9 protein-coding genes and 1 pseudogene are annotated in these 8534 nt (G+C 62.0%); 8 read left to right on the forward strand and 2 right to left on the reverse strand.

The features are described from left to right. A pseudogene (locus D6877_RS27420) lies at nt 1-134 on the forward strand (DMT family transporter); the annotation flags it as partial. A gap of 564 nt (nt 135-698) precedes the next feature. After that, complete coding sequence (locus D6877_RS27425) at nt 699-866, forward strand: metallothionein (protein ID WP_130912712.1); 168 nt, start codon at nt 699-701, stop codon at nt 864-866. 22 nt (nt 867-888) lie between these two features. Here D6877_RS27425 and D6877_RS27430 read toward each other — a convergent pair whose 3' ends face one another. Further along, nucleotides 889-1161, reverse strand: a complete 273-nt coding sequence (locus D6877_RS27430) for a hypothetical protein (RefSeq protein WP_130912713.1) — start codon at nt 1159-1161, stop codon at nt 889-891. 49 nt (nt 1162-1210) lie between these two features. Beyond that, entirely contained in the window at nt 1211-1438 is a 228-nt protein-coding gene (locus D6877_RS27435; RefSeq protein WP_016775403.1) for a DUF6555 family protein, read from the reverse strand. 137 nt (nt 1439-1575) lie between these two features. Here D6877_RS27435 and D6877_RS27440 point away from each other — a divergent pair, with 137 nt between their 5' ends. The 6 genes from D6877_RS27440 to D6877_RS27465 form a co-directional block, all read left to right on the forward strand. Next, on the forward strand, nt 1576-2352 hold the full coding sequence (locus tag D6877_RS27440; protein WP_130912714.1) for a helix-turn-helix transcriptional regulator: 777 nt from the start codon (nt 1576-1578) through the stop codon (nt 2350-2352). Between the two features lie 210 nt (nt 2353-2562). Beyond that, entirely contained in the window at nt 2563-2736 is a 174-nt protein-coding gene (locus D6877_RS27445; RefSeq protein WP_073471384.1) for a DUF1427 family protein, read from the forward strand. A 31-nt stretch (nt 2737-2767) separates the two neighbouring features. Further along, on the forward strand, nt 2768-3724 hold the full coding sequence (locus tag D6877_RS27450; RefSeq protein ID WP_130912715.1) for a zinc-binding alcohol dehydrogenase family protein: 957 nt from the start codon (nt 2768-2770) through the stop codon (nt 3722-3724). Between the two features lie 270 nt (nt 3725-3994). Continuing rightward, complete coding sequence (gene tssI / locus D6877_RS27455; protein ID WP_130912716.1) at nt 3995-5998, forward strand: type VI secretion system tip protein TssI/VgrG; 2004 nt, start codon at nt 3995-3997, stop codon at nt 5996-5998. Continuing rightward, nucleotides 5995-6861 carry a DUF4123 domain-containing protein gene (locus D6877_RS27460; RefSeq protein WP_130912717.1) on the forward strand — a complete coding sequence of 289 codons (867 nt, stop codon included), beginning with the start codon at nt 5995-5997 and terminating at the stop codon, nt 6859-6861. Before tssI ends, D6877_RS27460 begins: the two co-directional genes overlap by 4 nt. Next, a partial coding sequence (locus D6877_RS27465) for a toxin VasX (RefSeq protein ID WP_347233441.1) occupies nt 6858-8534 on the forward strand: 1677 nt, incomplete at its 3' end. The genes D6877_RS27460 and D6877_RS27465, both read left to right, overlap by 4 nt.

Below are 8534 nucleotides of genomic sequence, written 5' to 3' on the forward strand. Positions count from 1 at the left end.
TGGGGATGTTGATCGACAATTTTGGCTGGTTGGGGAATCCGGCGATCGGCTTGTCTCCGAGTCGGATGCTGGCGATGGTGTGTTTGGCGGTGGCTTTGGTGTTTATGTATCGGAGTTCGCGGCAGGCGCAGTGATTTTATTTGTATGACTGTGTACATATCCGTTGCTGCGGGTGTTGCTTCAGGCGGTTCCGCTGTGTACGACTGCGTCGTTCGGTCGCTGCGCTCGCACGTCCGGATCAATCCCTCCACTCAGCCTGCCGACGGGCTCTGAGATCAAGATCAAAAGCGGTACTCGAGCTTGCGCTCATTGTTTTGAGTGGTTAGGAGCGGGTGGTGTCTGGCTTTGGTTTTGTGCTGGGATTCGCCCCTCACCCCAGCCCTCTCCCGGGGGAGAGGGGCCGATTTTCGGGCTTTTCAAAATTTGCGTTCGACTCGGTATTCCACGTCGGCGGATTTCTCGCAATCATCTCGGTCAGTTCCCTCTCCCTCCGGGAGAGGGCTAGGGTGAGGGGCTTTTGATGTCTGCGCAGGTCTGTGCTGCGCGCAGTTGTTCTGTGGGAGCGAGCCTGCTCGCGAAAGCCACTTCTGCGTCGCCCAATCTCTCAACAGTTGGCCAGCCTGCAACACCACCTTCTACACTGTCCCTTATGGCTTGCTCGCAAGCCTCAGACAACCACCACGCAAGGAGTCTGTCCCATGTCCGATAAAAAATGCGACTGCCCGGGCTGCAATTGCACGATCAAAGAAGGCGAACATTCCTACGCTGTGCACGGCAAACACTATTGCTGCGAGGCTTGCGCTCATCACCACAAACACGGTGAAGAGTGTGCGATGAGGGGCTGCGGTTGCGCTCATCCGAAATAAGCGGGGCAAAAAAAAGTGGAGCCTAATCAGGCTCCACTTCCATTTTCAGACTGTCGTCTGCCTGTCGCTCAAAGTGCCTCACTGTGCCTTGCAATGTTCGCCCTTCGACCTTGACCACCACAACCTTGGCTTGGTCGAGGTCTTCCGGTACCGGTGCCTGGACGCACAAGGTGAAGCGGTAAGGGTCATCCGCGACCGTTTCCAGTGCGACTGCGCAATCCACCGTTTTGGTGATCTGGCCGAAGAAGGTGGTCAGGCCGTAGTCCAGTCGGGCCGGGTGATAAGTGTCGGTCATCGGTCGATTCCCCCTGTCGATTGCCAAGCCTGCGGTGAAGGCGGTGGGGTCAGTTGGTCTGGCGCCAGGTGACGTTTTCCAGACCGAATTTTTCTGCCATCGGTTTGCTGGTCTTTTGCACTTTCTCGCGGCCGAAGCGCGGGATGCGACCCACGCCCGCGTCGCAGCTTGCCCAATGCCAGGCTTCGGCGTTGTCCATTTTGTCCGAGCGGATAATGAACGACTTGGGGGTGCCATGCAGTGTGTAGTCGATGACGTAAAGTTTTGCGTTGTTCATAAAGCCCGTATTCCTCCCTGTGGTATTAAACGGATCGCGCTGTGCCGGGAAAATTCATTCGGATTGTCCGACGGTATCTATCGTTGGCGAGGGCGGGGCGTGCTGGTTACCATGGCGGCTTCGCCAACCCCCTGTGAATGCTCGCCATGGCCCTCGCCGCGCCCCCTGATCTGACCGACACCAATGTGCCCGTGCAACCGCTGGCGCGGACCTATCCGCGTGGTTTGTTCATCGAGCTGCACGAGCATGTCTGGGGGCAGTTGCTGTATGCGATGAGCGGGGTGATGTGGGTGGAAACCCCGCACGAAGCGCTGGTGGTGCCGCCGCAGCGGGCGGTGTGGTTGCCGCCGGGAGTGCCGCACGGGATTCGTGTGGTGTCGGATTTGCAGATGCGCAATATCTACCTGCGCCCGGCGCTGGCGGCGACCCTGGATGCGACGGTGCAGGTGATCGAAGTCGGCGGGTTGCTGCGCGAGTTGATCGTCGGGCTTGTGGCGCAGGGCGATGCCGGCGAGGCTGAGTATTACGAGGCACTGGTCGGGCTGGCGTTGCTGGAACTGCGCCGGGCCAGGCGTTCGCAACTGAAGATTCCGCTGCCGGATGAGTCCGACCGGCGTCTGATGAATCTGTGTCAGGCCGTGATGGCCGCGCCGTCGCTGGAGATCCCGTTCGAGCAGCATGCGCAGAACGCCGGGGCCAGCGTGCGTACGCTGGCGCGCTTGTTCAAGGACAGCCTCGGCATGGGCTTCTCCGAATGGCGGCGCCAGGTGCAGTTGGCGACGGCGGTGGCGGCGTTGATTCAAGGCGTGGCGGTGAGCGTCATTGCTCGCGAACTGGGTTATTCACCGAGCAGCTTCAGCGACATGTTTCGCCGAGAGCTGGGGGTGGCGCCTTCGCAATTCTCGGCAACTTGAACAGATCCATGTGGGAGCGAGCCTGCTCGCGAAAGCTTTGCACCAGGCAATGAAGTGCTGACTGGAAGACCGCATTCGCGAGCAGGCTCGCTCCCACACGGTTCTGTGGCGGCTGCAGAAGGTTTGTCCGAAATTCAGAAGTCCTTGGCCGATACCGCTCCGCCCGTTTCCCTAGACTCTGCCCATCACTTATCGCGGCGGAGTTCCCCCATGAACTACCTCATTTCTCTGGCCATCGGCCTGGGCGTCGGCCTGCTCTACGGCGCGCTCGATTTCCGTTCTCCCGCACCACCGGCGATCGCGCTGGTCGGCCTGCTCGGCATGTTGGCCGGTGAGCAGTTGTGGCCGCTGGGCCGGCAACTGGTCGCTGGCTGGTTGTCCTGAATTTCCCTTTTTCTTTTCGGTGGATGTGCCCATGAAAGCGTTGCAATTCGATCAGACCGGCGACCTGTCTGCCCTGCGTTTCGTCGATGTTCCGACCCCGGTGCCCGGCGCCGATGAAGTGTTGGTGCAGATCAAGGCTGCCGGGCTCAATCCCAGCGATGTGAAAAACGTCCTCGGGCGTTTTCCTTACACCACGCTGCCACGGATTCCGGGGCGGGATTTTGCCGGGGTGGTGGTCGAGGGGCCGCAAGCACTGATCGGTCAGGAAGTCTGGGGTACCGGGCGCGAGCTGGGCTTCTTCGCCGACGGCGCCCATGCGCAATTCGTCAAATTGCCGGCCAGCGGCGTGGCGCACAAACCGGCGCATTTGAGTTTTGCTCAGGCGGCCAGCCTTGGCGTGCCGTACACCACGGCGTGGGATGCGCTGGAACGCAGCCTGGTCAGCGCCGATACGCGTTTGCTGGTGATCGGCGGCGGGGCAGTGGCAACTGCGGCTTTGGCCCTGGCAAAAGTGCGCGGCGCGCAATTGCTGGCGGCGGCGCGCCGGCCCGAGCAGGTAGCCGATTTGCAGAAGCAGGGCTATCAGACGATTCAATTGGATAAGCCAGAAAACCTCGGTGCGCAGGTCAACGCGGTGTATCGCGGTGGCGCCGATGTGATCTTCGACACCACCGGTTTCTGGCTGCCCGCCTCGGTGGCGGCACTGGCCACCTTCGGCCGCATCGCCATCATCGCCGCGCCGGTCGACGGCCACGTGCAATTGCCGGCGCTGGCGCTCTATCGAAAAGGCGGCTCGGTGGTCGGGATCAACTCCTTGTTGTACGGCGTTGAGGCGTGCGCGGCGATGCTCGCGGAGTTCGGGCGGTTCTTCGATGAGGATCGCTTGCCGCTGCCGCAGGGCTTGGTGGAGGTGCCGCTGTCTGAAGGGCTGGCGCGCTATGAAGAGGTCAATCAGGGTGGTGGCGACAAGATCATCTTGCTGCCCTGACTCACGCAAACCCCTGTGGGAGCGAGCCTGCTCGCGATGACGGTGGATCAGTTAAACATTCGCCGACTGACACACCGCTTTCGCGAGCAGGCTCGCTCCCACAGGGGAAAGGCATAGGATTCGGGATCATTTCCGTAGGATCCTGGTCGTTTCTCTGTGGGCCACGTCCTTTTCGCTCGCAGACCGGCAAAACAGGGAAAGGTCTGACTTCACCCATTTGAGTGCACCGTTGCACAGTCCCGTCTTTCAATCAGACACAGGGACAGGTGGATGCGCATCGCTGGCAGGCCCGTTGTTTTCACTCTCGAGATAGAAGGCGTTTCCCACGATCTTCAAGTGTTCGGTTTTCGCACCCGGGAAGTGCTCAACCAGACCTACGAACTGGATCTCGAGCTGGTCAGCGAGCGGCCCGATGTGGATCTGGAAGGCTTGCTGCATCGGCCGGCCTTTCTCTGTTTCGGTGTCGACGGTAGCGGCATGCACGGGCTGGTCTATCGGGTCGGCCAGGGTGATTGCGGTGTTCGGCTGAGCCGTTACCAGATCACCCTGGCGCCACACCTTGCCTACCTCGCGCATCGGCGCAATCAGCGGATTTTCCAGAACCTGAGCGTGCCGCAGATCATCGCCAATGTGTTGAGCGATCACGGCATGCAGGCCGATGCCTGGCATTTTCAGCTCAGCGCCGAGTACCCGGCGCGGGTGTATTGCGTGCAATACCAGGAATCCGATCTGCACTTCATCCAGAGGCTGTGCGAAGAGGAGGGCCTGCACTTTCATTTCCGCCATCGCCGTGAGGCGCACCTGTTGGTGTTCGGCGACGATCAAACGGCGTTCCTCAAACACGACGTGACGACGCGCTATTTACAGGGCAACGGCCTGGTTGCCGATGCGCCGGTGATCGACCAGTTCACTGTGCGCCTGGAGCCACGCTCCAACCTCGTCGAGCGCCGCGATTATCACTTCGAAAAGCCTGCGGTGCAGTTGGATGCCAAGGCCAGTGCAGCGCGGGTTCCGCTGCTGGAAGATTATGAGTTTCCCGGGCAGTTCACCCATCGCGAGCGCGGCAAGCACCTCAGCCAGCGTGCGCTGGAGCGCCATGGTGCCGACTATCGTCTGGCTAACGGGCGCAGCAATCAGGCGCTGATGCGCGGCGGCAGTTTCATGACCATGGCGGATTACTCGCGCGCCGACTGCAACGATTTATGGTTGCTGACCGAGGTCGAGCACATCGGCAAACAGCCGCAAGTGCTCGAGGAAGCGTTCACCGAGCAGGCTGACGCAGATGGTTTCAGTCAGGGCTATCGCAACCATTTCGTCGCGACACCGTGGGACGTGGTGTTTCGCCCGCAGCTCAAGCATGTCAAACCGCGCGTCAGCGGCAGTCAGTTGGCGGTGGTGACCGGCCCGCCCGGCGAAGAAATCTACAGCGATGCCTACGGCCGCGTGAAAGTGCAAATGCTCTGGGATCGCGACGGCCAGCGTGATGAACAGTCCAGTTGCTGGCTGCGCGTGGCCACGGCCTGGGCGCATGACCGCTACGGCAGCGTGCAGATTCCTCGCGTCGGTATGGAAGTGCTGGTGGGCTTCACCGATGGCGATCCGGACAAACCGCATGTGCTCGCCTGCCTGCCCAACGCCGAAACCCCGGTGCCACTGGACCTGCCGGCGCAACAGACGCGCAGTATCTGGCGCAGCCAGAGCAGCCCCGGCGGCGGTGGTTACAACGAACTGCGCATCGAGGACCGGCAAGGCGCGGAAGAAATCTCCATCAGGGCGCAGCGCGACTTGGTGCAGCACGTGCTCAACGACTTGCGTGTGCAGATCGACAACCTGCACAGCCAAGTGATTGGCGGCGTCTCCAGCCTTGAGTTGCGTGACGAGGAACATCACCTGACCCACGGCAATCGCCTGACTGAACTCAAGCAGGACGATCATCTGTGGGTGCAGGGCGAGCAGCATGTGCGGGTCGCAAGCCAGCGCGTCAGTGCGGCGCAGCAGCTGCATTTCGGCGCGGGCGAGCAGGTGGTTTTCAACAGCGGCCTGCAGATCACTCTGGCTGCTGGCGGGCATTGGCTGACGGTCGGCGCCGCCGGCATTTTCAGCAGTGTGCCGGTGGTGCAGGGCGGGGCGCCGACGGTGTGTCTGCCAGCGGAACCCTTGCTACCGGGCGCCGCGCCGTTGCTCAAGGCGACGTTCGATGCCGTGCAGCAACGGCATGCGCTGCTGACCACGCGGACCTCGCGTTGCCTGATCTGCGAGGCGGCCCAGGCATGAGCCTTTTGACGGATTGGCCTGAAGGTTTGCCGTGGGCTGAGCAGCAGGCGTTTGTGCTGCTCGACGGCGCGACGATCGCCGATTTACCGGCGCAACTGCGAAGGCTCGATCCCGCCGCCAACGCTTTCGCGCTGTACGACCAGCCACCGTTTTCGGCCCTGCGTGACGTCTCGCCGCTGCTGGTGGCGCTCGCTGACGCCGACGATCCGCTGGCGCGGTTTTATCGCCAGCATGCCCAACAGGAATGGGGCGTGCTGTTGTTCAGCGCCGCGCCGGCGCATGAAATCGTCGCGCACTTGCGCCAGTTGCTGATCGTCGAGTTGCCGGTCGGCTCGCCGGTGTTGTTGCGGCTGGCGGATGCCGCCGTAGCGCAGGGGCTGTTTGCCAGCGGCGATGCGAGTCTGTTCGGGCCGCTGGGGTGCGTGGTCACGGCGGATGGCGCGCGGGGAGTCTGGCACTGTCAGCGACCTCGGCACGGGCAGGGTGGGGCGCTGGTGGCGCCGTATCGGTTGAGCGCCGAGCAGGATGCCGCGCTGGATCGGGTGGATCGGCGGCGGGTGTTGCTCGACATCGATACGCACCTGCTCAAGCACTTTCCTGACTTTCATGTCGGGGACACGGCAGTTGAACGCTGGCAATTGCTGGAGCGCATCCACGCCCATGCCAGCGAGCTTGCCTTGAGCAGCCCGTCCGAGATTCTGCTGTACGCCAACGTGGTGGCATGGCTGGACGATGCAGCGTGCGGTCGGCATCCGCAGATCCATCAGCTGATGCACACACCTTCGCTGCAATCCCCCGGCGAGCGCGTTGCGATTGCCGCTGCAATGGCCTTTCGATGGGCCTCTGAGAGACATCAATCATGAATCACCCCGCCATCCTCGATGCGTTAGCCGCCTCGAAAGCGCCCATTGGTGCGCCAGCCGCCTGCCCCTTGCGCAACACCCACGTGCAACTGCTACCCCTCGCTTACGGCGTGGTGGAAAAACCCTTCGACCCCAGCACCGAAATCACGCTGCCTTACACCCTGACCACGCGCCCCATGGGCATCCGCCGCCTGCGCGATGGTTGGCTGTACATCGTCGACAGCCTCAGTGGCGAGCTCTACGAATACCGCGTGCTTGACGGCGTCATCAGCGCATTGCTGCATCGCGGCAAAAGCGTCAGCGAGGATCAGCGCAGCGCCATCGAGGAACGTCCGGCGTTGATCTTTTCGCGCAAAAGCACCCTCTACGTGACCTTCGCCGATGTGCAGTTGAGCGCGGCGAAGTGCCGACAGGTGCTGGACAGCGCGGAGGAACGCGAGCACTTCATGCAGGCGGTCGATCTCGGTCCGGTGCATTGTCTGATCGGCGGCGAGCATTTGCTCACCGTGGCTCAGGCCAAACAGTGGCTGGCGGAAGTGGCCTGCACAGCGAAACCGCTGGCCGAGGCCGACGCAACGCGGATGCCGACGGTGCAGGTCAGCGACGCGCCGGAGCACGAACGCGAACCCTATCTGTGGGAAAACCCACGGCGTTTTCGCGAGGCGCATATCGGCGAATTTCTTGGTCGGGTGCGCGGGCCTTATCAGGACGACACGCTGTTTCTGCTGGTCAACGACGACCTCGGGGTGATGCGCGATCTGGCGGATTATCAGGACCTGGTGGTCGGCTGGATCGAGCAGTGGAGCAACACCGACAACAACGAGCGCGACTATCTGCTGGCCAGTTACATCGAGTCGCTGAGCCAGCTCGGATCTCAGGACTTCGACGCTTTGGCCAAGGCCAGCGATGATCCGCGCGCCCAGGCATTGTTCGCTGAACTGGAGCAATTGCCCGAGCCGGATCGGGAAAGTACCCGGCAGGCGCTGCTCGACTATTTGAACAAAGGTGGTGAGGTTGTCCCGACCGATACCCAGGCTCGACCTGAACTGCAGCAACAGCGCGAAAAGGCACTGGACGAGTCACTGGCGCTGAACCGTTTCGACGGCGTCGCCCCTGATTTCACCGCGCACGCTCGCGTCACCGCCGAGGCGGATCGACGCTTTTACACCCGTGAATATTTTGCTGAAGTCGCCCCGGCCGACTTTGTCGAGCGCCACCTGAGCACACTGGTCGAGCTCGGCAAGGATCAGAACCGACGCATGAAAGACGTGCTCGACGGCCCGCTGCTCAGCGGCAAACGCGGCATCAATGACCTGATCGACCGCCCGGCCATGGACGAGGTGCTGAACAATCATCGCGACAATCTCGGGCGCTGGAATCGCCTGCTCGAACGCATCACCGCCGACCGCGCGCAATTGCTGTGCGCCGGGCGTTTCCATCGCTCGGCGTGGTATTTCGACGGCCAAGTGCAGATCGATCAGGCGCTCGCCAGCGAATACGCCTGCCTCAAGGACATCGGTCGCAGCGACGCGGCCAACGAACAAATGCTCGGTTACCTCGAGCAACACCCGCAACTGACCCGCCCGCTGTTTTACACCTTGCCGCTGCGCTTGCAGACCGAACAGGCCGGGCAATATTCAACGCTGTTCAACGCCGGCATGGCGATGTTCAAC

Source organism: Pseudomonas sp. Sample_9, from assembly GCF_004307535.1.
Classification (GTDB): domain Bacteria; phylum Pseudomonadota; class Gammaproteobacteria; order Pseudomonadales; family Pseudomonadaceae; genus Aquipseudomonas; species Aquipseudomonas mercuritolerans.

Coding starts and splice junctions, on each gene's coding strand:
- D6877_RS27435 (WP_016775403.1), bottom strand. CDS start 1,438: ATGAACAACGCAAAACTTTACGTCATCGACTACACACTGCATGGCACC.
- D6877_RS27445 (WP_073471384.1), top strand. CDS start 2,563: ATGAACTACCTCATTTCTCTGGCCATCGGCCTGGGCGTCGGCCTGCTC.
- D6877_RS27440 (WP_130912714.1), top strand. CDS start 1,576: ATGCTCGCCATGGCCCTCGCCGCGCCCCCTGATCTGACCGACACCAAT.
- D6877_RS27425 (WP_130912712.1), top strand. CDS start 699: ATGTCCGATAAAAAATGCGACTGCCCGGGCTGCAATTGCACGATCAAA.
- tssI (WP_130912716.1), top strand. CDS start 3,995: ATGCGCATCGCTGGCAGGCCCGTTGTTTTCACTCTCGAGATAGAAGGC.
- D6877_RS27430 (WP_130912713.1), bottom strand. CDS start 1,161: ATGACCGACACTTATCACCCGGCCCGACTGGACTACGGCCTGACCACC.
- D6877_RS27460 (WP_130912717.1), top strand. CDS start 5,995: ATGAGCCTTTTGACGGATTGGCCTGAAGGTTTGCCGTGGGCTGAGCAG.
- D6877_RS27450 (WP_130912715.1), top strand. CDS start 2,768: ATGAAAGCGTTGCAATTCGATCAGACCGGCGACCTGTCTGCCCTGCGT.